Origin of the sequence: Butyricicoccus porcorum (assembly GCF_002157465.1) — a bacterium.
Lineage (GTDB): Bacteria > Bacillota > Clostridia > Oscillospirales > Butyricicoccaceae > Butyricicoccus_A > Butyricicoccus_A porcorum.
This window is the reverse complement of the sequence record NZ_NHOC01000002.1, coordinates 368,709-391,520: the sequence shown is the minus strand read 5'-3', so window position 1 is coordinate 391,520 and position 22,812 is coordinate 368,709. Positions and strand designations below refer to the sequence as shown.

General features: G+C 53.8%; 23 protein-coding genes and 1 other RNA gene. 7 read left to right on the top strand and 17 right to left on the bottom strand.

Going from position 1 to position 22,812, the window contains the following annotated elements; translation table 11 throughout:
- Positions 1 to 68: 68 nt before the first annotated feature.
- The 8 genes from CBW42_RS03330 to rplS all read right to left on the bottom strand — a co-directional run bounded on the left by CBW42_RS03330 (position 69) and on the right by rplS (position 6,201).
- Complete coding sequence (locus CBW42_RS03330; protein ID WP_087017722.1) at positions 69 to 770, bottom strand: metallophosphoesterase; 702 nt, start codon at positions 768 to 770, stop codon at positions 69 to 71.
- A gap of 2 nt (positions 771 to 772) precedes the next feature.
- Entirely contained in the window at positions 773 to 2,266 is a 1,494-nt protein-coding gene (thrC, locus tag CBW42_RS03325) for a threonine synthase (RefSeq protein WP_087017720.1), read from the bottom strand.
- A gap of 46 nt (positions 2,267 to 2,312) precedes the next feature.
- Complete coding sequence (locus CBW42_RS03320; RefSeq protein WP_087017717.1) at positions 2,313 to 3,266, bottom strand: dipeptidase; 954 nt, start codon at positions 3,264 to 3,266, stop codon at positions 2,313 to 2,315.
- The gene (locus CBW42_RS03315) at positions 3,266 to 3,613 is read right to left on the bottom strand and encodes a YraN family protein (RefSeq protein WP_087017715.1); all 348 of its coding nucleotides are present in this window, start codon (positions 3,611 to 3,613) and stop codon (positions 3,266 to 3,268) included. Before CBW42_RS03315 ends, CBW42_RS03320 begins: the two co-directional genes overlap by 1 nt.
- A complete protein-coding gene (locus tag CBW42_RS03310) occupies positions 3,610 to 4,236 on the bottom strand; it encodes a ribonuclease HII (protein WP_242969772.1) in 627 nt (208 codons plus the stop codon). The genes CBW42_RS03315 and CBW42_RS03310 overlap by 4 nt, the downstream gene beginning before the upstream one ends.
- Positions 4,223 to 5,125, bottom strand: coding sequence for a ribosome biogenesis GTPase YlqF (gene ylqF / locus CBW42_RS03305; RefSeq protein ID WP_087017713.1), 903 nt, complete (start codon positions 5,123 to 5,125; stop codon positions 4,223 to 4,225). The genes CBW42_RS03310 and ylqF overlap by 14 nt, the downstream gene beginning before the upstream one ends.
- Before the next feature lie 9 nt (positions 5,126 to 5,134).
- Positions 5,135 to 5,698, bottom strand: a complete 564-nt coding sequence (gene lepB / locus CBW42_RS03300; protein WP_087017711.1) for a signal peptidase I — start codon at positions 5,696 to 5,698, stop codon at positions 5,135 to 5,137.
- Positions 5,699 to 5,859: 161 nt separating this feature from the next.
- On the bottom strand, positions 5,860 to 6,201 hold the full coding sequence (rplS, locus tag CBW42_RS03295; protein WP_087017709.1) for a 50S ribosomal protein L19: 342 nt from the start codon (positions 6,199 to 6,201) through the stop codon (positions 5,860 to 5,862).
- Positions 6,202 to 6,509: 308 nt separating this feature from the next.
- Here rplS and CBW42_RS03290 point away from each other — a divergent pair, with 308 nt between their 5' ends.
- Together CBW42_RS03290 and CBW42_RS03285 are read left to right on the top strand one after the other, a co-directional pair.
- Positions 6,510 to 7,820: an alpha-amylase family glycosyl hydrolase gene (locus CBW42_RS03290; RefSeq protein ID WP_087017707.1), complete on the top strand. Its 1,311-nt coding sequence runs from the start codon at positions 6,510 to 6,512 to the stop codon at positions 7,818 to 7,820.
- 256 nt (positions 7,821 to 8,076) lie between these two features.
- Positions 8,077 to 8,679: an MntP/YtaF family protein gene (locus CBW42_RS03285; RefSeq protein WP_087017705.1), complete on the top strand. Its 603-nt coding sequence runs from the start codon at positions 8,077 to 8,079 to the stop codon at positions 8,677 to 8,679.
- Here CBW42_RS03285 and CBW42_RS03280 read toward each other — a convergent pair whose 3' ends face one another.
- From CBW42_RS03280 to asnB, 5 genes are all read right to left on the bottom strand, one after another.
- Positions 8,680 to 10,464 carry an ABC-F family ATP-binding cassette domain-containing protein gene (locus tag CBW42_RS03280; protein ID WP_087017703.1) on the bottom strand — a complete coding sequence of 595 codons (1,785 nt, stop codon included), beginning with the start codon at positions 10,462 to 10,464 and terminating at the stop codon, positions 8,680 to 8,682.
- 68 nt (positions 10,465 to 10,532) lie between these two features.
- Positions 10,533 to 11,930 carry a UDP-N-acetylmuramoyl-L-alanine--D-glutamate ligase gene (gene murD / locus CBW42_RS03275; protein ID WP_087017701.1) on the bottom strand — a complete coding sequence of 466 codons (1,398 nt, stop codon included), beginning with the start codon at positions 11,928 to 11,930 and terminating at the stop codon, positions 10,533 to 10,535.
- Positions 11,931 to 12,089: 159 nt separating this feature from the next.
- Positions 12,090 to 12,441, bottom strand: an RNA gene (rnpB, locus tag CBW42_RS03270) — RNase P RNA component class A.
- Between the two features lie 33 nt (positions 12,442 to 12,474).
- Positions 12,475 to 13,083, bottom strand: a complete 609-nt coding sequence (locus CBW42_RS03265) for an NUDIX hydrolase (protein ID WP_087017699.1) — start codon at positions 13,081 to 13,083, stop codon at positions 12,475 to 12,477.
- A 55-nt stretch (positions 13,084 to 13,138) separates the two neighbouring features.
- Positions 13,139 to 14,962: an asparagine synthase (glutamine-hydrolyzing) gene (gene asnB, locus CBW42_RS03260; RefSeq protein ID WP_087017697.1), complete on the bottom strand. Its 1,824-nt coding sequence runs from the start codon at positions 14,960 to 14,962 to the stop codon at positions 13,139 to 13,141.
- Between the two features lie 351 nt (positions 14,963 to 15,313).
- On the opposite strand from asnB, the gene CBW42_RS03255 reads away from it, so the two are divergent.
- The 5 genes from CBW42_RS03255 to CBW42_RS03235 all read left to right on the top strand — a co-directional run bounded on the left by CBW42_RS03255 (position 15,314) and on the right by CBW42_RS03235 (position 20,073).
- Positions 15,314 to 16,627: a circularly permuted type 2 ATP-grasp protein gene (locus CBW42_RS03255; protein ID WP_087017695.1), complete on the top strand. Its 1,314-nt coding sequence runs from the start codon at positions 15,314 to 15,316 to the stop codon at positions 16,625 to 16,627.
- Positions 16,609 to 17,289: an alpha-E domain-containing protein gene (locus CBW42_RS03250; RefSeq protein WP_087017693.1), complete on the top strand. Its 681-nt coding sequence runs from the start codon at positions 16,609 to 16,611 to the stop codon at positions 17,287 to 17,289. Before CBW42_RS03255 ends, CBW42_RS03250 begins: the two co-directional genes overlap by 19 nt.
- A gap of 14 nt (positions 17,290 to 17,303) precedes the next feature.
- Positions 17,304 to 18,095, top strand: coding sequence for a transglutaminase domain-containing protein (locus CBW42_RS03245; protein ID WP_165761030.1), 792 nt, complete (start codon positions 17,304 to 17,306; stop codon positions 18,093 to 18,095).
- A gap of 93 nt (positions 18,096 to 18,188) precedes the next feature.
- The gene (locus CBW42_RS03240; RefSeq protein ID WP_087017689.1) at positions 18,189 to 19,145 is read left to right on the top strand and encodes a M14 family metallopeptidase; all 957 of its coding nucleotides are present in this window, start codon (positions 18,189 to 18,191) and stop codon (positions 19,143 to 19,145) included.
- The gene (locus tag CBW42_RS03235) at positions 19,138 to 20,073 is read left to right on the top strand and encodes a M14 family metallopeptidase (RefSeq protein ID WP_087017686.1); all 936 of its coding nucleotides are present in this window, start codon (positions 19,138 to 19,140) and stop codon (positions 20,071 to 20,073) included. Before CBW42_RS03240 ends, CBW42_RS03235 begins: the two co-directional genes overlap by 8 nt.
- On the opposite strand, the gene CBW42_RS03230 is transcribed toward CBW42_RS03235, so the two are convergent.
- The 4 genes from CBW42_RS03230 to lspA form a co-directional block, all read right to left on the bottom strand.
- Positions 20,070 to 20,498 carry a hypothetical protein gene (locus tag CBW42_RS03230; RefSeq protein WP_087017684.1) on the bottom strand — a complete coding sequence of 143 codons (429 nt, stop codon included), beginning with the start codon at positions 20,496 to 20,498 and terminating at the stop codon, positions 20,070 to 20,072. The genes CBW42_RS03235 and CBW42_RS03230 overlap by 4 nt on opposite strands.
- Positions 20,499 to 20,583: 85 nt before the next feature.
- On the bottom strand, positions 20,584 to 21,396 hold the full coding sequence (locus CBW42_RS03225) for a Cof-type HAD-IIB family hydrolase (RefSeq protein ID WP_087017682.1): 813 nt from the start codon (positions 21,394 to 21,396) through the stop codon (positions 20,584 to 20,586).
- Positions 21,383 to 22,306, bottom strand: coding sequence for an RluA family pseudouridine synthase (locus CBW42_RS03220; protein WP_087017680.1), 924 nt, complete (start codon positions 22,304 to 22,306; stop codon positions 21,383 to 21,385). Before CBW42_RS03220 ends, CBW42_RS03225 begins: the two co-directional genes overlap by 14 nt.
- Entirely contained in the window at positions 22,303 to 22,776 is a 474-nt protein-coding gene (gene lspA / locus CBW42_RS03215) for a signal peptidase II (RefSeq protein ID WP_242969771.1), read from the bottom strand. The genes CBW42_RS03220 and lspA overlap by 4 nt, the downstream gene beginning before the upstream one ends.
- Between the last annotated feature and the right edge of the window lie 36 nt (positions 22,777 to 22,812).

Sequence of the window (22,812 nt, the reverse complement as noted above, 5' to 3'; positions counted from 1 at the left end):
AATGACTCCTCCTAATAATATGTCCAATCTATTCTATCAGATAGTTGGCTTTTTGGCTACATTTTTTTCTATTTTTTTAGCAGGACGGGCGTAAAATCAATATAATCGCCCGATACCAGCGTAAAATCGATGCCGTCATGCAGGCCGGTCACGGCGTAGCACAGGCTGTCGGAATGGAGATGCCCGTACACGCACCGTCCGACGCCATAGCGCTGCATCAGCTCAATGATCTCGCCGCAGCGGAAATTCGCATAGATCGGCGGATAATGCAGGAAACAGATGATTTCCTCTGCGCCCTGTGCTCTTGCGGCCTTGAGTGATGCTTCCAGCCGGATCAGTTCCCGCCGGAAAATCTTTTCGTCATGGCATTCCTTAAAGGATTCCTCGAAAAACCATCCGCGGGTTCCACAAATACCAATGTTATCATAAATGAAACAATTATTAAAGAGGAAATCGATATTTTTTATGCCGTTGTCCTCAAAAAATTGCCTCATCTTCCGGACGGTGTTCCACCACAGGTCATGATTGCCCTTCCCGATGATCTTTTTTCCGGGCAGGCTGCTGAGCAGCTGGAAGTCCGGCAGGGCTTCAGAAAGGCTGATGCCCCACGAAATATCCCCGCCGATGACAACCGTATCCTCAGGCGAAATCATCGCCCGCCAGTTCTTTTCAATCTTCTCCATATAGCCCTGCCATCTGCCACCGAAAATATCCATCGGCTTTTCCACGCCGCGTGACAGATGCAGGTCAGAGATTGTGTACAGCGCCATGCTCAGATTTTGTTCAGCAGGTCAACCGTTCCCAGAATGTCCTCGCGGTCAATGACCAGATCAAAGCGCGGCTTAAGACCGGACAGGGCTGCCAGCGGAGCCGGTACCGGTGCGCCGGTCATGTCATGCAGCTGGTCGAGCAGCTCAGTACCGTCGCTTGTGACCTCGCCGCCCAGCGCAGAAATGACGCTCTGGCAGAACTTGAACGGGCTTGCAGTAGACGCAATCACCGTCGGCGTTGTGTCGCCCGTGCGCGCACGGTAATCCTCATAAACCTTGACAGCAACGGCAGTATGCGTATCGGACAGGTACTTGTTTTCCTCAAACAGGCGCGCAATCGTCTGCTTGGTCTGTGCATCGTCACAGAAGCCCGCATCGAACTGGCTGCCGATGTTTGCAAAGACATCCTCCGGTACGGTATACGTTCCGGTTTCTGCCAGCTGTGCCATCAGATCAGCAACCATGGTGTCATTATAGCCGGAAACCAGGAACAGTAAACGCTCCAGGTTGCTGGAAATCAAAATATCCATCGACGGGGAAATTGTCGTGTGAAACGGGCGGACACGGTTATAGGTACCGCCGGAGGTGAAGAAATCGGTCAGGACGTTGTTCTCATTGGAGGCGCAGATCAGCTTTGCAACCGGCACGCCCATCTGCTTTGCGAAATACGCCGCGAGGATGTTGCCGAAATTGCCGGTCGGCACGCAGACATTGATCGGATCGCCCAGCTTGATATCACCGCGGTTGAGCAGGTCGCAGTACGCCGAAACATAATAGGCGATCTGCGGTGCCAGTCTGCCCCAGTTGATGGAGTTTGCAGACGAAAGCGTCATGCCCTGCGCATCCAGCTTGTCAATCGATGCCTTATCGGTAAAAATCTTCTTGACTGCGCTCTGTGCATCGTCAAAATTTCCGCGGATGGCGCAGACCTGTACGTTGCTGCCCTTCTGGGTGACCATCTGGAGCTTCTGAATCGTGCTGACACCGTCCACCGGATAGTAGACCATAATCTTGGTGCCTTCCACATCCGCAAAGCCATCCAGCGCTGCCTTGCCGGTATCGCCGGAAGTGGCAACGAGAATGCAGGCCGTGCGCTGCTCACCGGTCTTGCGCAGCGATGCAGTCAGCAGGTGCGGCAGCATCTGAAGCGCCATATCCTTGAACGCACAGGTCGGACCGTGCCACAGCTCCAGAATATACGTGCCGTCTTCCAGCTTGACCAGCGGCGCAGTATCCGGGCCGCCAAATTTCTCATCCGCATAGGCGCGCGCTGCATAGGTCTCAAGCTCCTCCGCAGTAAAATCGGTCAGAAAGCGGCCAAGGATATCAGCGCTTCTGCCGCGGTAATCCTTCGCGCACAGGGCGGCAAAGTCATCCGCCGTCAGCTGCGGGATTTCCGTCGGGCAATACAGGCCGCCGTCCGGCGCAATGCCTGTTGCAATCGCCTTGGCGGCGCTGACGGTCAGATTTTTGTCTCTTGTGCTTACATAATCCATGATTTGAAAACCTCCCGGGTTGTTTCATTCTCAGAATAAGTATCTATCAAAAGTTCGCTGTCACGAACCGTTTTGCGTTGTCATACATCAGATTGCGAATCTGTATATCGGTATAACCGTGCCGCGCCAGCGCTTCCGCGAGGCGCTCTATGCCGGTTACGTCCGAAATGCCGTCGGGCAGTCGGTCACAGCCATCCCAGTCCGCACCAATGCACAGACTGTCCGCGCCGCCGAGCGCACAGAAATGCTCGATATGGCGCAGAATGTCTGAAGGCTCCGCATGTGCGTTCCGCGTCAGGAACGGCACATACAGATTGATACCAACCAGACCGCCGCGCTGCACAATGGCAGTAAACTGTGCGTCGGTCAGATTGCGCAGATGCGGGCACACTTCCCTGCTGTTGGAATGCGTCGCCAGAACCGGCGCTGAGGTATTTTGCATCAGATCCCAGAAGCCGCGCTCAGACAAGTGCGACACATCGGGAACAATGCCGTGCACCGACAGCTTTTGCACGAGCCAAATGCCTGCTTCGGTCAGTCCGGCATCGTTGTCCGCCGCCGCACCGCAGCCATAGCATGAGCGATGATTCCAGGTCAGTGTGACAATGCGCACGCCCGCGTCAATGGCTGCCTGTATGTCCGCCTCGCTCTGCAAAAGCTCCGCGCCCTCGATGGACAGGAAGGCTGCCACCTTCCCCTGCCGCTCTGCGGCTGCAAAATCGTCTGCCGTTTTACAATGTACCAGCACATCCGAGCAGGAAGCAAAGGCATTCTGCGCCGTTTGCAGCAGGTGCGTAAAGCGCACATGTGCCTCTTCTTCGGTCTGTATAGGCGTCGAACCGCAGAACAGCGCAAACACCTGCGCATAGTGCGCATACCGCGCAGTACGCGCCAGATCGAGCTGTCCGCCATTTTCGCGCAGCGTGCCGCGTGACCGGCGGTACAGGCCGTACTCGCTCAACTCGTAAATTGTGTCACAGTGCAGGTCAAAATAATCCATCAGGACACCTCGAATGCATTGGGGATATGATTGATGCGGCACAGATCACCGGAAACCAACACCTCCACAACATCAAAACGGGGCTGCAACGCTGTGGGATGTTCCAACAGCCACTTCTGTGCTGCGAGTATCATCCTGTGCTGTTTGGACAGCGTGACCGCTTCGCGCGGCGCGCCGAATTTCGTGCTGCTGCGCGTCTTGACCTCGACGAATGCGATGCAGCCCGCACCCGCGCAGATCAGATCAATCTCGCCGTACCGGGTGCGGTAATTGCGGGAGAGCACGGCATAACCGTGCCGCTCCAGAAACTCTGCCGCCCGCTGTTCGCCGCGCTGCCCGGTTGTCATTTGTTCAGCACCTTTTTCAAAAAAGTCTTACGATGCAAGGGGCAGATGCCATACTGTTCAATCGCCGCATAATGCGCTTTGGTGCCGTACCCCTTGTGTTTTTCAAAGCCATATTGCGGGTACTGTTTCGCCATTTCGCGCATGTAATGGTCTCGCGTGACCTTTGCCAGAATAGACGCCGCCGCAATCGACAAAACCTTGCCGTCGCCGCCGATGACGCACTCCGACGGGATATCCAGCCCGCTGATGCGGTTGCCATCGACCAGCGCAAAATCCGCCGAAATTTGCAGCGCATCTACCGCGCGGCGCATCGCCAGAAAGGTCGCCTGCAAAATATTGATCTCATCGATTTCGGCTTCGCTCGCTTCACCGATTCCCCACGCCAGTGCATGTTCTTTGACAAAGTCAAACAGTACCTCGCGCTTTTTCTCGGTAATTTTTTTGGAATCGTTGACGCCGGGCAGTTCGATGCCATCCGGCAGGATGACTGCCGCCGCGACCACCGGCCCGGCGAGCGGACCGCGTCCGGCTTCGTCGATGCCGCACACGGCGGCAAAGCCCTGTGCCCGAATTTCCGCCTCTTTGTCCATCGTGAGCAGGACAGACGGCTTATTCTGTTTCATCGTCCTGTCCCTCCGCGCCAGCGTATTCGTCCGGTGTCTCCAGCGTAATGCGTCCGAGCTTTCCGCCGCGGAACTCGTCGAGCAGAATGCGTGCCATGCGCTCTGTATCGATCTCGCCGCCGGAAATCAGGAAGCCTCGCTTGCGTCCGGCACGCATCAGCAGCTCATAGCCGAGGAAATCAAATTCCTCATCCTCTCCCGGAAGTTCAATTTTATACCGCCCGGTGAGAGACTGCGGTGAATGGTGATAGAGAATCTCCATCAGCTTACACGCCAGTGTTTCGACGTCGAGAATATCGTCTTTGACTGCACCGGTGACGGCCAGGTAAATACCGGTGCGCTCATCGTCCAGCTTTGGCCACAGGATGCCCGGCGTATCCAGCAGCTCAAGGCCGCCTTCAACGCGGAACCACTGCGAGCCGCGCGTCACGCCTGGCTTATCCGCCGCCTTCGCAGATTTCCGGCCGAGCACCCGGTTGATAAATGTGGATTTGCCGACATTCGGAATACCGACAACCATGACACGAACCGGCTTACCGGTCTGCCCTTTCGCGTTCCACTGCGCGATTTTGTCCGCCAGCATTGCGCGCACGGCAGCGGAAAATTTCGCCACGCCGGCACCGCTTCTCGAGTCGGTGGTCAGCACGGCATACCCCTGTCTGCGGTAATACGCCGCCCACAGCTTTGTCGACTCCGGGTCTGCCAGGTCGGTGCGGTTGAGCACAAGCAGGCGCGGCTTACCGGCTGCAATGTCATCCATATCCGGATTGCGGCTGACCTGCGGAATGCGTGCATCAACGACCTCGCACACCGCGTCCACGCGTCGGATATTTTCCGCCATCTGTCGACGGGTGCGCGTCATATGGCCGGGATACCACTGTATATTCATGAATCCTCCTTATGATACCGTTCCAATTTCATTAAACGGATAAATGCGCATCAAAACCTTGCCGATGACATAGCGCGTATCCACCATACCGAGCGCAGCATAGCGGCTGTCAGTCGAATGATTGCGGTTGTCACCCATGACAAAAATGCAGCCCTCCGGCACCGTCTGCGGGAAAGTCACATCGTAAAAGGTCGTTGTCGGCTCCGCAATGTATTCCTCCTCGAGAACCTCGCCATTGACCGTGACAACACCTGTGTCAAAGTCAATATCGACTGTATCCCCCTCTGTGGCGATCACGCGCTTGACAATCGGGCTCTCCATAAAGGAATCCTTCGTCAGAATCACGATATCGCCCTTTTGGGGCGTATAGAACAGGTTGGACACGAGCAGTTGGTTGGCATCCTGAAGGGTCGGCTCCATAGACGAGCCCTGTACGCCGATGATACGGACGCCGAAGACAAAAATCAGGATCACAGTCGCCAGTGAGATCAGCAGGGCCTCGCCCCAATCGAACAGCTCGCTGTGAAACCGGGATGCTTCCTCTTCCGCGGCAGCTTTGTTTTGTTTGCGCATTGGTTCCATCATCCTTTCGTCGGATAAGCATATATATTGTTATAATATACCGCTTTATGGGTACTTGGCAAGTAGTTTTACCTATCCGGGACAAAAACAAAGAAAAAAGGAGAGGAACATAAGCTGTCCTCTCCTTTGTGGTTCTGAATTTAGGCTGAAACTTACAGCTTTTCCTGAACCTTCGCCGCCTTGCCGACTCTGCCGCGCAGGTAGTACAGCTTGGCACGACGAACCTTACCGTTGCGAACAACCTCGAACTTTGCGATGTTCGGGGAATGTACCGGGAAGGTCTTCTCAACGCCGACACCGTAGGAAATACGTCTTACGGTAACAGACTTGTTGATGCCGCTATGCTTCATAGCGATGATGGTACCCTCGAAAATCTGAATTCTTTCACGGTTGCCTTCCTTGATCTTCTGGTGTACCTTGACGGTGTCACCAACCTTGAGCTCCGGCAGGTCGGTCTTGATCTGCTGCTCTGCGAGAACCTTTACTAAGTCCATCGTATTTTCTCCTCTCAATCTTAGACAATCGTGTCTCTCTTAAAACCTCAGATCCCGCCCGCCGTGGAAGAACTCCGGGCACAATGCTGCGCCGCAGCGGACCGGTGGCCACGCCCCGTGACCGGGTGGACAGAGGATTGTCCGGTTTCGGTTAATAAGTCTACCATGAATTCTGCGAAAAAGCAAGAGAAAGATACAAAAAATACCACGACTTTTTGTACAGATTTGTTGTTGCATGTTCACAAATATGGTATAATATGGTGGCAATAGCACTTCACTTTTTCATATCGAGGAGGTCATCTTTCGTTATGTGGGCATATGAGAGCGTTTTTTATCAGATTTATCCGATGGGATTTTGTGGTGCGCCGTGGGAAAACGACGGCAAAACCGTCAACCGTGTGAGCAAAATCGCCACATGGGCGAAGCACATCGCTTCGGTCGGCTGCAATGCACTCTATCTTTCCCCTGTCTTTGAATCGGACAGCCACGGCTATGACACCCGTGACTTCCGCAAAATCGACTGCCGCCTGGGAAGCAATGCGGACTTTGCAGCGGTCTGCGACACGCTGCATGAAAACGGCATCCGTGTCGTGCTGGACGGCGTATTCAATCACGTCGGCCGCGGCTTCTGGGCTTTCCGAGATGTACAGGAAAAGAAATGGGACTCTCCGTACAAGGACTGGTTCCTCATCAACTTCGACGGGAATTCCAACTATAACGACGGCTTCTGGTATGAGGGCTGGGAGGGTCATTATGAACTGGTCAAGCTCAATCTGCGCAATGAGGCAGTCATCCAGCACATCTTCGACTGCATCCGCGGCTGGGTTGAGGAATTTGACATCGACGGCCTGCGCCTCGACGTCGCCTATTCCCTCGACCGCGACTTTATGCGCCGCCTGCGCGCGTTCTGCGACACGCTGAAGCCGGACTTCTTCCTTGTCGGCGAGGTCATGAGCAGCGACTGTTCTCCGTTCCTCGCGGACGGCATGCTGCATGCCTGCACCAACTATGACTGCTACAAGGGCCTGTATTCGTCGTTCAACAGCATGAACATGTTCGAGATCACACATTCGCTCCAGCGCCAGTTCGGCCCGGAATACTGGACACTGTACAAGGGCAAGCATCTGCTGTCCTTCGTCGACAACCACGATGTCACACGTGTCGCTTCCATCCTGCAAAATGAAAAACACCTGCCGCTGATTTACGCACTGATGGTCGGCATGCCTGGCATCCCGTGCATCTATTACGGCAGTGAGTGGGGGGAAAAAGCAGTCAAGCAGCCCGGTTCGGATGCAAATCTCCGTCCGTGCTTCGACGAGCCGCAGAGCAATGAGCTGACTGCATTCATCGCAAAGCTCGCAGAGGCGAAGAAAAACTCGAAGGCGCTGTGCTACGGCAATTTCACCACGCGCCTGCTCACGACCAAACAGGTTATTTTTGAACGTGCATTTGAAGATGAGCGCGTCATGGTTGCAATCAACGCGGATGACCAGCCGTTTACCGCACATTTCAACGCAGAGGCTGGACGCGCCCGCGACCTGATTACCGGTGAAGTTCACGACTTCGGCGGCGGCTCGGAGCTTCCGCCCTATTTCGCCGCTTACTGGCAGGTCTTTTAGGGCGTATCGGAAAAGTCGAAACGTTTGACTAGTCCTACAAATGCAGATCGCTTCATCGTTAAAAACACTTGAAATCCGAACGGATTCCTGCGTGCTTTTGTCTGGAATCGACCTCGCCTTTGCGAAATATTCGTCATTTTCTCGGTTTTCAGATAGCACCTAAACACTTCCCCATCTGAAAAAATCACCGCTCGCTCGGTTCTGTCATACAAATGGCTGTACCGAATGCGGGCGGTTTTTTTCAGGGGGGATTTTTTTGGACTTTTTTATCATCATCGCCGTCACGATGGACGTCATGTTTGCCGCCATGGCCTGCGGCACCTCAGACATCTGGATTCCATGGTACTCGCGCCTCTGCATGGCGGCTGTAAGCAGTGGATTCCTGCTCGTGTCTGCCGCGGGCAAAAATATCCTGTTCGACGACCTGCCGGAGCTGTACATCCGTCTGCTCGGCTTTTTCGCACTCATGTTGATCGGTCTGATGCAGCTCTGCGGCGATCATATCTCTCTCGCCGTTCAGCGAACCAAGAGCCGGTGGCTTGCACCGCTGCGCACCGGTGCGGCAGTCTTTCTCGACCATGCACAAGCGGACAAGGACAATTCCAAGGTTCTTTCCCCGGCAGAGGCCATTGTGCTCGCCGTCCCGGTGTCCATCGACTCACTGATCGGTGGTCTGGGCATCCTGACAGAGGGTCTTGCGTTGCTGCCGCTGTTTGGCATCGCATTTGTGTGGAATTTCTTCGCCGTCTGGTATGGCAGATGGTTCGGCACAAAGCTGCCTATTCCGGGCGAAAAAGCACGCTCGATGGCGTGCGGCTTCGCGCTCATGGCGCTCGGCATATGCAAGCTGGTGCTGTAATCAACTGTTTTGCTGCTCGATGCGTTCTGCCAGTTCCTGTAGCTCCATCCACCGTTCGGTTCGTTCCTCCAGCTTCGCGGACAGTTCTTCGATCTGTCCGGCAAGCTGCTGGAGCGCCACAAAGTCTGAGGTATTCGCCTGTTGCTCCGCCTGCAAGCCCGCAAGCTGCTGTTCCATCGCCTCAATTTCGTCCTCGATATGCTCCAGTTCATACTGATCCTTATAGCTCATGCGCAGCTTTTCGCTCGGCTTTTTACGCGGCTTCGGCGCGGCTTCTGTCTTCTTCGACACCGCTTCCGGCGCATCTCCGCGCTTTTCCAGATAATCGGCATAATTACCCAGGTACTCCCTGACATGCCCATCCGGACGAAATTCAAAAATACGCCCGGCGATTTTGTCGAGGAAGTAGCGGTCATGCGATACTGCAAGCACTGCGCCGTCGAAATGTTCCAGATAGCTTTCCAGAATGGTCAGTGTCTCAATATCGAGGTCATTGGTCGGCTCGTCCAGCAGCAGAATATTGGGCGCACTCATGATAACACTGAGCAGGTACAGGCGCCGCTTTTCTCCGCCGGACAGGCTGCCAATGCGTGTCCACTGTGATTCACCGGAAAACAGGAAGGTTTCCAGCATCTGGGAGGCCGACAATGTGCCGTCTGGTGTGCGCACGGTTTCCGCGATGTCACGAATAAACTCGATCACCTTCTGATTGTCATCCATATGTCCGCAGTCCTGCGCAAAGTATCCAATGCGAACCGTTTCTCCGAATTCAATGGTACCGTTGTCCGGCTGCGCACGGCCGGTCAGCATGCGCAAAAAGGTCGATTTTCCTGTGCCATTTCGTCCGACAATGCCGATCCGGTCCTTCCGCGCCACTGTCAGGTTCAAATCGCGGATATACGTCACACCATCCCAGCCCTTTGTCAGATGGGAAACCTCGATGGTCTTTTTGCCAAGGCGCGTGGAAATAGATTTCAGCTCCAGTGTATCCGCTTCCTGAATTGGATTCCGGCTGGACAGCTCCTCAAAGCGTTCGATGCGGCTGCGGCTCTTGGTGCCGCGCGCACGTGCACCGCGCCGCATCCATTCCAGCTCACGCCGCAGCAGGCTCTGCCGCTTGCGCTCGGATGCAATGGCGCTTGCCTCGCGCTCCGCCTTGCGCGCAACAAAGCCCTCATAATTCTCGTCGTAAAAATACAGCTTCGCATGATCCAGCTCACAGATGCGGTTTGTCACACGGTTGAGAAAATATCGGTCATGCGTGATGATGACAATCGCGCCGCGGTATGCCTTCAGCTGCTGTTCAAGCCATGCCGCCGTTTCGTTGTCGATGTGGTTGGTCGGCTCGTCCAGAATCAGAATTTCACTCGGATTGATGAGTGCGGATGCAATCGCCACGCGCTTTTTCTGTCCACCGGACAACCGGCGCACGGATTTGTCAAATTCCGCAACGCCCAACTGTGTGAGCAGCGTCTTCGCTTCATATGCGCGTTCCTGCGCAAATTCCGTCGATGCACCGCGGAACACCTGCTGCAATACTGTGATATCCTCCGAAAAATCCGGTGCCTGTGGCAGATAACCGATGCGCGCACCGTTCGCCAGCGTCACAGTTCCTTCATCCGCCTCCTGTAAACCCGCGAGAATGCGCAAAAATGTCGATTTTCCTGTGCCGTTGACACCGATGAATCCGACCTTGTCGTGTTCCTCCAGCGCAAATCCAACGTCGTCAAACAGCACCTTTTCTCCCCAGCTGAGTGAAATATGCTCCGCATTGAGTAGTACCATACTGCTCCCTCCCATACACAACAAACCGCCGAACTTGCGTCCGGCGGTTGTGGAATATTTTTCGTAACTTACAGCGAATTGACGATATCTTTAAACCGGTTGCCGCGCTCCATAAAGTTTTTGAAAATATCAAATGATGCGCTTGCCGGAGACATCAGAACAATGTCACCGTCCTGTGCAGCGGCTGCCGCACCGCGTACAGCTGCTTCAAAATCATTGTAGGTTTCAATGACAAGCTGTTCCGGATCAAAATTCTCTGCTGCACGTACCGATGCTTCAATTGCCGGTGCCGTGCTGTCATCCGGATTTGCGTCGATCAAAATCAGTCGTTTGACATGGTCGCATACAATTGGGCCAAAGCTGTCATACGGAATCTTTTTATCATGACCGCCCGCCAGCAGGATCACCTTCTGTTTGAAGGCACGCAGACCTGCCGCTGTTCTCGTCGGGCTGGATGCAATCGAATCGTTATAATAGCGCACGCCATTCAAGGTGCGGACAAGCTCCAGACGATGCTCAACGCCGCCGAACGAACGCGCAACCGTAATGACATCGTTAAACGAAACCTTACCGTGTGTCAGGCAGGTCGCCGCCATATAGTTTGCAATATTGTGCGCGCCCGGAATGCGAATCTCCGAGGCATCCATGATCTTACGGCGGTTACCGTCCTCTGCATACCAGATTACGCCATCCTGAAGATAAACACCATTCTGTACCGGCTCCTTCATGGAAAACTGAAGCAGTTCCACACCATCTGCCGGATGGAAGCTCTGCGAAACAGGATCATCTGCATTGAGCACCAGCTTTGCACCTGGCTTCTGATGCTTAAAGATATTGGTCTTCGCCTGAATATACTCCTCCATATCCTTGTGGACATCCAGATGGTTCGGCGTGACATTCGTGACAAGCGCCGCCGCCGGAGAGCATTCCATATCCATCAGCTGGAAGGAAGATAACTCGACAACTGCAATGTCCTGTTCTGTCATCAATGGGACATCTGCCAGCAGCGGGCGTCCGATGTTGCCGCCGAGATGGCAGGTATACCCTGCCGTCTTGAGAATTTCACAGGTCAGCGTGGTAGTAGTAGTCTTTCCGTCCGAACCAGTAATGGCGACAATCGGGCACGGGCAAACCTGCATGAAGACCTCCATCTCGCTGGTGATCTCGCTGCCCTGCTCGCGCGCCCGTACCAATGCCGGATGGTTTGGGTGCATGCCCGGGGTACGGAAAATAATATCTCCGCCAAGATTTTTCAGATATTCACTTCCGACACAGAAGCGAACGCCCAGATCAGACAGGCCCTCATAAATCTCTCCCAATTCCTCTTCTGTTTTCCGGTCATGTACGGTGACATATGCTCCTGCCTCCAACAGCAGGCTGATCAGTGGCGTATTGCTCACACCGATGCCGATCACCGTGACCTGTTTTTCATTCATCGATTGCAAAAAACGATCATATGCGCTCATTTTCACTTGCCTCCGAATATTCTGCGCACCGAAAAGCGTCCCGCTCTCCTGCCGCACGCAAACATATCATCTTCATTTCATTTTATTATGTCGGGAATGCTTCCTTGCCCGGATGCGTTCCCACAGAAACCCTCGCACCAGCGGGGAGAAAATGCAAAAAGAGTGAGCAAAGAGTAAGCCGGGTTCTGTCATTGGAACAGCCATCTATCTGGGATGCATGTTACCACACACCTCTAGCCACCTTCTCGGGACGGGCCGGGCAAGCCCTGTGTGTCCCTCTGCGGTGTTGCTGCGGATAGAGTTTACAGAGTCGCATAGTTACCTATGCGACTGGTGAGCTCTTACCTCGCCTTTCCACCCTTACCCCGGCAATGCCGTGGCGGTATATCTCTGTTGCACTTTTCCTGGAGTCGCCTCCGGCGGACGTTATCCGTTATCCTGCCCTGCGCAGCCCGGACTTTCCTCATAAACGGCCTTTCGGCACTGTTTACGCGGCTGTTAACTTTACTCACTCCAATTTATTATACAGAAATCCACGATTTTGTCAATCTCCTGCACATCTGAGCTGAGGAAAAGCCTGTTTCAGATACGGGAAGACAAATGCAGCAAATTCACCGTCATGACAGCACCATGCGTCCCGTGAAATGCGGAATGGTACGCCATCCAGCGTCTTTGCCTCAATTTCACGCGCATTTTCCAGCTCCATACGGCAAAATTCCTCCGCACGCACACAGATCATGCGCGCAACCTCCTCCCCCGGTGCAAATGGTGGCGTATCCTGCCGTAACACATAAACATTGGAAGTCTCGCGGTCAAAAAAGCCGGGCAGATGCAGATCCGGCGCACGGTACTGTCCGAGCTTTGTCAGCTGTCCCGATGCAAGCCGCAAACCGGTTTCCTCCCACACCTCGCGGAGCACAGCCTTATCCGGGCATTCCCCTGCGCCAATATGCCCTCCGCACGCCAGATCATAATAATCCGGAAAATCCGCCTTCGTATGTGCACGCTGCTGGAAATACAGCACCGGTTCACTCTCACCAATCATCCAGCAGTGTACAACCTGATGCAGCAGGCCCTCTGCGTGTACACGGCTGCGCGGTGCTGTGCCGATCCAGTCCATCTGTTCGTCAAAAATATCAAGCTGTTCTTCCATGCCAATCACCGTCCTGCATCTATCATACCGCAGAACGATATCGTACGCAAGGCATTCAGCAAATCGTCACGTGATACAGTGCCATCCAATGGTGAAGCTGCAAAAAATAAGCGATGGTCTGCGGTGTCTGCATCAGCTGCCCGTACCACGGTTGTGCGCGGTGCTCAGTGAGCAGCTGCTCAAGTGCCTCTTTTTTGACGATATCGAACATCGGCGATGTCCCGTCATCCAGCACCTGGCGCAGCAGATTGGACACGGCACGCAGATAGGCCGGGTTGTGTGTTTTAGGATACGGGCTTTTTTTGCGCATGCGGATCTCCTCCGGCAGCAACCCGCGTACAGCTTCACGCAGCAATCCCTTTTCCATGCCGTCTAAATCCTTCATGTGCCATGGCACGCTGTACAGATATTCTGCAATACGGTGGTCGCAGAACGGCACGCGTACTTCCAGCCCGCTGAACATACTCATGCGATCTTTACGATCAAGCAATGTCTGCATAAACCAGTTCATATTCAGCCGTGTCATTTCCCGGATTCGGCAGTCATCGACGCCATGTACTCCAATCGGCTGCACTTCTGCAATGGTCTGCTGATATTTTGTATCAACATATGCCGCAGCATCTATTTGTTCCTGCCATTCCCCCCGCAGGAAGGACGCGCGGTATTCTGTCGACTGCGCCCAGGGGAATCCCTGTCTCCGGCGCACATCTGCATCCCGATACCACGGATATCCCCCAAAAATTTCATCCGCACATTCGCCGGACAGTGCCACCGTGCCGATCTTTCTGATCTCGCGGCAGAACAGCAGCAACGAAGCATCCACATCTGCCATGCCCGGCAGGTCGCGCGCTTCCACTGCCTCAAACAGCGCCTGTACCAGCTGCGGCGTATCAATGACAACCAAATGATTTTCCGCACTGATAGCGTCATTCATTTTGGAAATAAATGCATCGTCACTGTTGGGCTGGAAGTGCGATTTCTGAAAATATTTATCATTATCACGATAGGTGACAGAAACGGTATGCAACTTCTGCCTTGCTGCGGCATAGGTGCGCGCAGCAATCGCAGAAATAATACTCGAATCCAAACCACCGGATAAAAACGTACACAACGGAACATCTGACACCAGCTGCCGCTCCACGGCATCACACACCAGTTCCCGCACATGCGCTACAGTTTCCTCTGTGCTGTCCGTATGTTCCCGATCCTTCAGCTTCCAGTACTGCCGCAGATGCACACCCTCCCGTTGGGAATAGGTCCCGCACCAGCCTGCCGGCACTTCATGGATGCCGCAGAATACGCCATAGCCCGGCGTGCGCCCCGGGCCAACCAGCATCAGCTCTGCGACCGCATTCACATCAATCCGCGCGTCGATATCGGGATGGGCAAGCAAGGTCTTGATCTCTGATGCAAACAGAAAATTTCCGTTTTTTTCCGTAAAGAACAATGGCTTTACACCGATGCGGTCACGCGCAAAAAACAGAGATTTTTTACGTATATCCCACACAGCAAATGCATAGATTCCATTAAACAGATCCAGACAGGCCTCGCCCCATTCCAGATACGATGCCAGTACGACTTCAGTATCTGAATGAGTGGAAAAGCTGTGGCCACATGCTTCCAGTCTGCGGCGCAGCTCAGCCGTATTGTATAGCTCACCGTTATATACCATGCAATATTCCTTTTCGCCCGCCCATCGTGTCATGGGCTGCCGTCCGCCCTCGATATCAATAACCGCAAGGCGCGCATGGATCAGTGCCGCACTGTCCCTCTGCCAGATCCCTCCCTGATCCGGTCCGCGCCTCCGCATGGTCTTCCGCATTCGCTCTAATATTGTCCGGGACGGAATATCCCCCACAAGTCCTGCAATTCCACACATGCTCTCTGCCTCCGTTCCGCAGTATCATAGAATCGCTCCGATCATTGTATGCAGCAGCACATCGGGATATGTAAAATAAAACCGTTTCTGTTTATGCGTATATTTACGCACGAACTTCTTATTTTGTAGTATAACACACTGGGGTTCTCTGTCATTTCTGGTGAAATTTTGTATAATATACACGAATCATTGTAATTTTTTTGTTTATATCCGTACTTCCATATACGGCAAAAAATCTTGACAATCCCGTCGGAAACAGCGTACAATATATATAAGCAAAGGTGCTCCAAGATAATTGGAGTGCCTTTTTCTTTTTCCTGTTTTGCAACCTATAGAAAGGGAGAGGTTCCCATGAAAGATATTATCGCCCATGGCGACAACATTAACGTACTTCTCGCACGTTATGGCGTAAAATTCGGAATATATAAGAACGGGACATTTCACGAGCAGCTGTTTCCGTTTGATCCGATTCCCCGCGTCATTCCGGCAGAAGATTTCGACTATCTTGAGCGCGGTTTACGGCAGCGCGTCGATGCGTTGAACCAGTTCCTGGCGGATATTTACAGCCGGAAACGTATTATTGCTGACGGCATTATTCCGGAGGATTTCGTCTTTTCCTCCTCCGGATATCTGCCCGAATGTGAGGGCATCATGCCTCCCGCAGGTATTTACAGCCATATCTCCGGCATTGATCTCGTACAGGCCAAGGATGGCACGTGGTACGTCCTCGAAGACAATCTGCGTATTCCATCCGGTGCCTCCTATCCCTTGATTGCACGAGAACTGTCCCGAAAAGCAAGCCCGGGTGTTTTCCGCTCATATGCCGTGCGCGACAACCGCGACTACGCGAACCTGCTGCGTGAAACGATGGATAATGTCAATCTCGGCGGCATCAATGTCATTCTGACACCGGGACGCTATAACGCCGCATTTTTTGAACATTCCTATCTTGCAGAAAAGACCAACAGCGTACTCGCCATGCCGAACGACCTGTTCGTACAGGACTGCAAACTGTATTACCGCGATGACCATGGCAACAAAAAACGTGTTGGTGCCGTCTATCGCCGCCAGTCGGATGAATTTCTGGATCCATGTACCTTCCGCTCCCATTCCCTTATCGGTGTGCCCAACCTGATGGCAGCTTACCGTGCAGGTAATGTTGCTATCATCAATGCACCGGGCAACGGTGTTGCGGACGACAAGGGTATTTATTACTTCGTCCCCAAAATGATCCGCTATTATCTGGGGGAAGAACCGATTCTGAATAACGCGCCTACCTATCTTCCGATGTACGAAGAAGATCAGAAGTTTGTTCTGGAAAATCTGGAACGCCTGGTTGTCAAGGATGTCGCGGAGGCCGGCGGCTACGGTGTCGTTTTCGGAGATAAAATGTCCGAACAGGAGCTTGCTGACTGGCGCGAGCTTATCCAGCGCGAGCCGCGCCGGTTCATTGCACAGGAAGTCATTGATTTCCGCGATCTGGACATCATCGACGAGGGCAAACAGGTTCCGCGCAAGGCTGATCTCCGTGCCTTTGTGCTCAGCGGCGCGGAAACCAAGGTCTGGGCAAGCGGCCTGACCCGTTTCTCCCGCAACCCCGATTCGTTTATTGTCAACTCATCGCAAGGAGGAGGATTTAAGGATACATGGGTACTATCTCGTTAGAAAAAAGGGACAGCCTGTTCTGGCTGGGACGCTATACCGAACGTGTGTACACAACACTGAAGGCGTTTTACAATTATTACGATCAGATGATTGACCGCCAGGCAGATGCATACAAAAATCTATGCGAACGTCTGGATATCCCAAACATCTATCAAAGTGAGACGGATTTTATCCATCGTTTCCTGTTCGATAAGGATGATCCGAACTCGATCTTTACTTCGCTCAACCGTTCCTACGACAACGGTATTATTCTGCGAAATGAAATCACCAGCGATTCGCTGGCTTACATCCAGATGTCGCTGGATATCTACGCGGCATCCTCCCATTCCGATGTTCCCACAATGGCTCTGCTCCCGGTGCAGGATTACCTGCTCGCTTTCTGGGCAAGTATCGATGACAACGTGCTGGATCAGCGCTGCCGCAGCATTATCAAATGCGGCCGCTATCTGGAGCGTCTCGACCTGTTCCTGCGTCTGAGCTTCCCGACGGCAGATATTGAGCGTGCACTCTGCAAGATGACACCGCGCCTCAGACAGAGCGGCATCGCATACGACGAAGAGGTTCTCGACTTTCTGTACGCCCATGTGCGCGAATCCATGCTGCACACCCCCGGCTGGCGCCGTGAATGTGCCCGTTCGCTCATGACGCTGATTACCGAATAACAAAGGAGACGCGTATGAGAAAGCTGAATTTCACGCACTGCAAAAAGCTGGAATTTGACACACCTGTCATTTCGCACAGCTTTTCCCTGCGGCTTGTTCCCCGCACAGACAGCCGCCAGATTATCTGCGACCTGCACAAAGAAATTACACCTGCCGAGCATCTGGCCAACGTCACCGATGAATGGGGAACAACCATGTATATCGGCGACTGCTACAGTGAACATACTTCTTTTTCGTATTCTGTAGCAGGCATTGCCTGGGTGCGGGATACGCCGTATGTTGACGGCCCGCTGCATCCAATCTACCGCTATCCGTCCGAACTGACACGTCCGGGGGAAGCGATCGAATCCCTGTATGCCGGTGCTGCCATCAGCGGCAAAGAGCCGGTGGAACGTGCACAGCAGTGGATGCATCTGTTGCACAGCATCATGACCTATGAAAAGGGTGTCACCAACATCTGCACCACCGCAGAAGAGGCTGCTGCGCTGAAAAAAGGTGTCTGCCAGGATTTCACGCACATCATGCTTTCCCTGTGCCGCCGCGACGGTATTCCGGCGCGCTATGTAGTCGGTTATCTGTTCGGCGAGGGGGAAACACATGCCTGGGTCGAAGTTTTCGACGGCCGCCGCTGGTGCGGGCTTGACCCAACCAATGACTGCATGATTGACAGCGGCTATATCTGCCTGACAACCGGCCGCGACTACAACGACTGCATCCTTGACAAGGGCTTCTTCCGCACGCCGGGCTACGCCCCCTGCACGGTTTCCCAAAAGCAGAATGTAACTGTGACTGTGCGCGATGTGTAATTCTTACATATTCGCATATAATTAAAAAATATACCACATTGACCGACAAGGAGTATCCCTGCCGGTTATTGTGGCGTTATGGAGGGAATATTCATGATACAAGAAGTTGTGTCCGTCGGCCTGCCGGTCGATGAGCGATGGAAAATCATCAAGAACCGCATTGAGCCGGAATCCGGTACGCGGCCGGACATGAAGCGCATCTGCATTGTCACCGGTACACACGGCGATGAGCTGGAAGGCCAGTATGTCTGCTATGAGGTCGCGCGCCGGATCAACGAACACAAAGAACTGCTGAATGGCATTGTCGACATCTATCCGGCACTCAACCCGCTCGGCATCGACTCGATTACGCGCGGTATCCCAATGTTCGACCTGGATATGAACCGTATTTTTCCCGGCTCAAACACAAGCGCTACAGCGGAATTTGTCGCGGCGCAGATCATGAACGATATGAGCGGTGCTGATATGGCAATCGATATCCATGCATCGAATATTTTCCTGCGCGAGACGCCGCAGGTGCGCGTCAATGAAACAACTGCGGACAATCTTCTGCCGTATGCCAAGCTGCTCAACACGGATTTCGTCTGGGTGCATGCCTCTGCAACTGTTCTGGAAGCGACGCTGGCACACAGTTTAAATAAGACCGGTGTGCCGTGCCTCGTCGTGGAGATGGGCGTCGGCATGCGCATCACAAAGGAATACTGCATGCAGTTGGTAGACGGCATTTTCCGCCTGATGTGCGAACTTGGCATCTGGAAGGGCGAAGCGCCGGCAGTGCGTGAACCGATTGTCTCGCGCGATGGCCATGTCAGCTTTGTCAACGCAGAGGCATCCGGTATTTTTGTCTCCTCAGTCGAGCACTGGCAGCGCGTGAAAAAGGGCGATCATCTGGGCGATATCGTCAACCCGGCGACCGGAGAGATTCTGCACGCCGTACAGGCAGATGTTACCGGACGCGTGTTCACGCTGCGCGAATACCCGGTCGTATATTCCGGTTCACTGATTGCACGTGTACTGGAGGAATATGAGGAGGATGCCGAAAATGACTAAGGAAACACTGTTTACACTGCCCTCGCCTTACCGCGATACACTCAATGTCACCGGCTATCGGTTTGGACGCGGTGAAAAATCGGTCTGCATCATGGGTGCGATGCGCGGCAATGAAGTCCAGCAGCTGTATATCTGCGCACAGCTTGTACACACGCTCGAGCAGTTTGAAAAGCGCGGCATGTTGGTCAAGGGCAATGAAATTCTTGTCGTCCCGTCGGTCAACCACTATTCGATGAACATCGGAAAGCGGTTCTGGGCGATGGACAATTCCGATATCAACCGCATGTATCCGGGCTATGACCGCGGCGAAACCACACAGCGCATTGCTGCCGGTATTTTTGAAAAAGTACAGGGCTACCACTATGGCATTCAGTTCGCCTCGTTCTATATGCCGGGCGACTTTATCCCTCATGTGCGCATGATGGATACCGGTTTTCAGTCCACCTCACTGGCAAACCTGTTCGGTCTGCCGTATGTACTCGTGCGCAAGCCGCGTCCCTATGACACCGGCACGCTCAATTACAACTGGCAGATTTGGGACACGAACGCTTTTTCCATCTACACCAAGGAGACCGACCACATCGATCAGGAATCCGCACGCACGGCAATTGTGTCTGTCCTGCGCTTCCTTTCCCGTATGGGTATTCTGAAATATCACTGCCACAGCGGCTTTATCGCATCTATTATCCAGGATGACGAGCTTCGCCCCGTGCAGTCTCCGTGCGGCGGCATTTTCACGCGCATCAAGCATCCGGGTGATGAAGTCTCCTATGGTGACGAGCTGGCACAGATTACCCACCCACTCGAGGGTTATGTCATGCAGCACATCTATGCCCCGTGTGACGGCATTGTATTCTTCTCTCACTCCGCTCCGCTTATCAACGAGCAGACGACTGCATTCCGCATTATCCGCCGCCTGCACGGTTAACCGCCGAGCTGTGTACGGATTGTTTCCATGCGTTCTTCTCCATATTCCGTATTATAAATCGCGCGGATCGCGCAGTACATCAGCGCCGCATCCCAGTCGGGGTGCGGCGTCTGTAATGCTGCAAATAAGGCGCGTGCCGCCGCTCCCACTGCATCCTGACGGTCGAGCTTGCGGAAATTATCGGTGAAGTCATCCGGATAGTAGCCTTTGCCGAACAGGCACTGACAACCGGGATTGAGGTCATACTTTGACTGGTGCAGGTCAAACAGCAACGCATCGAGCTGCTCTGTGCTGCAATCCTCCCCCAGCGCCGCCAGCGCGCGGCGCACCAGTGCGTTTCTCTCCTCTGTCATCTCAATCGGATACAGTGAATAAGTCAGGCTGATAACAGCGCCCAGCACGCGGTTCTGTTCCTCTCTGTTCATAAATGTTTCCTCCGGTTTCCTTTTTCTATCAGTATATCACAAAAGCAGCGGACTGCATGGCAATCCGCTGCTTTCTTTTTTTCGTTCAGAATTTGCTGTCCAGATATTCTACAGCGCCCTTGAGTGCGTCGTGATTGTTGTCCGGCACGACAACATCGGCAATTTCCAGCACATAATCGCGCGCATTGGCGGGTGCAAAACCGATGCCTGCGTTTTTCAGCATCGGCAGATCATTCTGGCTGTCACCGATGGCGCAGACCATCTCCGGCCTGATACCGAGATAGTCCGCAACGCGGCGCACGCCGTCACCCTTGTGACCGCCCTTGCAGGTCATCTCATAGAAAATCGGCGTGGAGAAGGTCAGATTAAAATACTCCTTCATCGGGTCGACAAAGGCACGCACCGGCTCCATCTCGTCCGGCTGTCCGGTGAAGTTGATCTTTCCCCACTGCTCGCACGGCTCTGGGATGTCATCCAGTGCCATTTCTGTATATGGGATGTCCAGCAGTCGAAAATGGTCGCGCGTGGTATCGTTCATCCGGCAGACATACGAATGGTCGAGCAGATACACCTCGATACCAATATGCGGGAACTCTTTCATCACCTCATGTGCCAGTGCCTTTGCGCGGTCATCCAGACCCTCCATATAGACCATTTTCTCTGTGCTCTCATCACAGATGATTGCGCCGTTCAGATAAACGCCCGGCGCATTGCACGGCAGCAACGTACGATATGCCGCCGTCGCAGGACGGGTGCGGCCGGTTGCGAGCGCAAAGTGTCCACCGTTCTGTGTGAAATAATTCAGCGCTTCGACCGTCGCGCTGCCGATCTCGTGTTTGTCGTTCAGCAATGTGCCGTCCATATCGGATGCAAGTAAAATGCCGTCAAATTTCCCCATATTGATTCCTCAGTTTCTGTAAAACAGTGGTGAAATACGCCGGAAGCGGCGCTTCAAATGTCATGCGTTCTCCAGTTGCCGGATGTGTCAGCGTCAGCTGCCCGGCGTGCAGGCACTGCCCGTCCAGCTTCCATTTGTCTTTGGACGGGCCATACAGCGGATCGCCGATGATCGGATGCCCAATGTGTGCCATATGCACACGAATCTGATGCGTGCGCCCGGTTTCGAGCTGAAACGCCATATAGGTATAGCCGCGATAGCGCTCCAGCACTTCATAGTGTGTAATTGCCTGTCGTCCACCCTCTGTGACCGCCATTTTCTTTCGGTCTACACGATGGCGCGCAATCGGCGCGTTGACTGTTCCTTTGTCCTCGCGCGGTGCGCCGTAAACCACGGCATAATACCGCCGTCCGGCGGAATGTTCCTTGATCTGTTCGGCGAGCGACTGATGCGCGCGGTCATTCTTCGCCACAACCAGCAGCCCGCTCGTGTCCTTGTCAATGCGGTGGACAATGCCCGGGCGAATCTCTCCATTGATACCGGACAGACTGTCCCCACAGTGGTACATCAGTGCATTGACCAGCGTGCCGCTCCAATTGCCCGGCGCGGGATGTACCACCATGCCACGCGGTTTGTTGACCACAACAATGTCATCGTCCTCATAAATGATGTCCAGCGGGATTTCCTCCGGAACAAGTTCAGTTTCCTTCGGCTCCGGCAGCTCAATCCAGATTGTGTCGCCGACAGCGGCCTTTGCATTCTTCCTCAGCGGCGCGCCTGCCAGTGTAACACAGCCCTCCCGCATCAGATTTTGTATGGCGGATCGCGTCAGTTCCGGCAGCTGCTCCGCGAGCAGCTTATCCAGCCGCTGTCCCGCGTCCGCCTCAGTTACTGTAACAATCTGTCTCATTCGCGCTCCGTTTCGTCCGAATCCTTGTGCTGGAACAGGTAATAAATGGCGAACATAACCACACCGACCGTGACATAAATATCCGCAATGTTAAACACTGGGAAGTGGATAAACAGAACTTCAATCATATCCACAACATAGTGGTGTACAATGCGGTCAATGACATTGCCGACCGCACCTGCACAGATAATCAGCAGGCTGATCTTACCCCATGTATTCTGTATCAGGTTTTTGCGGAACGCGTAGACAATCGCGCCTACAACAGCCGCTGCGAGCAGCACAAACAGCCAGATCTGATTTTCCAGCAAGCTGAATGCCGCACCGCGGTTTTCCACATAAGTGAGCTGCAAAATGCCCGGGATCAGTGGAATGCTGCCGATCGGTGCCAGCACCGTAACAGCCCAGTATTTGACAACCTGATCGACCAGAACCATGGCGAGCACCGCCAGCAGCGTCATCAGAATCGTCATCGGGAACGCCCCCTTTCAAAAAATGAGGCAGAGGAC

What these genes read in the sequence shown, in the direction of transcription:
- CBW42_RS03290 (WP_087017707.1), top strand. Translation starts at nt 6,510, where the DNA reads ATGTGGGCATATGAGAGCGTTTTTTATCAGATTTATCCGATGGGATTT.
- lspA (WP_242969771.1), bottom strand. Translation starts at nt 22,776, where the DNA reads ATGACGATTCTGATGACGCTGCTGGCGGTGCTCGCCATGGTTCTGGTC.
- CBW42_RS03315 (WP_087017715.1), bottom strand. Translation starts at nt 3,613, where the DNA reads ATGACAACCGGGCAGCGCGGCGAACAGCGGGCGGCAGAGTTTCTGGAG.
- CBW42_RS03310 (WP_242969772.1), bottom strand. Translation starts at nt 4,236, where the DNA reads ATGAAACAGAATAAGCCGTCTGTCCTGCTCACGATGGACAAAGAGGCG.
- CBW42_RS03235 (WP_087017686.1), top strand. Translation starts at nt 19,138, where the DNA reads ATGACTAAGGAAACACTGTTTACACTGCCCTCGCCTTACCGCGATACA.
- thrC (WP_087017720.1), bottom strand. Translation starts at nt 2,266, where the DNA reads ATGGATTATGTAAGCACAAGAGACAAAAATCTGACCGTCAGCGCCGCC.
- ylqF (WP_087017713.1), bottom strand. Translation starts at nt 5,125, where the DNA reads ATGAATATACAGTGGTATCCCGGCCATATGACGCGCACCCGTCGACAG.
- CBW42_RS03320 (WP_087017717.1), bottom strand. Translation starts at nt 3,266, where the DNA reads ATGGATTATTTTGACCTGCACTGTGACACAATTTACGAGTTGAGCGAG.
- CBW42_RS03330 (WP_087017722.1), bottom strand. Translation starts at nt 770, where the DNA reads ATGGCGCTGTACACAATCTCTGACCTGCATCTGTCACGCGGCGTGGAA.
- CBW42_RS03280 (WP_087017703.1), bottom strand. Translation starts at nt 10,464, where the DNA reads ATGGTACTACTCAATGCGGAGCATATTTCACTCAGCTGGGGAGAAAAG.
- asnB (WP_087017697.1), bottom strand. Translation starts at nt 14,962, where the DNA reads ATGTGTGGAATTGCAGGACTTGTGGGGGATATTCCGTCCCGGACAATA.
- CBW42_RS03255 (WP_087017695.1), top strand. Translation starts at nt 15,314, where the DNA reads ATGAAAGATATTATCGCCCATGGCGACAACATTAACGTACTTCTCGCA.
- CBW42_RS03225 (WP_087017682.1), bottom strand. Translation starts at nt 21,396, where the DNA reads ATGGGGAAATTTGACGGCATTTTACTTGCATCCGATATGGACGGCACA.
- CBW42_RS03230 (WP_087017684.1), bottom strand. Translation starts at nt 20,498, where the DNA reads ATGAACAGAGAGGAACAGAACCGCGTGCTGGGCGCTGTTATCAGCCTG.
- lepB (WP_087017711.1), bottom strand. Translation starts at nt 5,698, where the DNA reads ATGCGCAAACAAAACAAAGCTGCCGCGGAAGAGGAAGCATCCCGGTTT.
- CBW42_RS03250 (WP_087017693.1), top strand. Translation starts at nt 16,609, where the DNA reads ATGGGTACTATCTCGTTAGAAAAAAGGGACAGCCTGTTCTGGCTGGGA.
- CBW42_RS03220 (WP_087017680.1), bottom strand. Translation starts at nt 22,306, where the DNA reads ATGAGACAGATTGTTACAGTAACTGAGGCGGACGCGGGACAGCGGCTG.
- CBW42_RS03245 (WP_165761030.1), top strand. Translation starts at nt 17,304, where the DNA reads ATGAGAAAGCTGAATTTCACGCACTGCAAAAAGCTGGAATTTGACACA.
- CBW42_RS03240 (WP_087017689.1), top strand. Translation starts at nt 18,189, where the DNA reads ATGATACAAGAAGTTGTGTCCGTCGGCCTGCCGGTCGATGAGCGATGG.
- CBW42_RS03265 (WP_087017699.1), bottom strand. Translation starts at nt 13,083, where the DNA reads ATGGAAGAACAGCTTGATATTTTTGACGAACAGATGGACTGGATCGGC.
- rplS (WP_087017709.1), bottom strand. Translation starts at nt 6,201, where the DNA reads ATGGACTTAGTAAAGGTTCTCGCAGAGCAGCAGATCAAGACCGACCTG.
- murD (WP_087017701.1), bottom strand. Translation starts at nt 11,930, where the DNA reads ATGAGCGCATATGATCGTTTTTTGCAATCGATGAATGAAAAACAGGTC.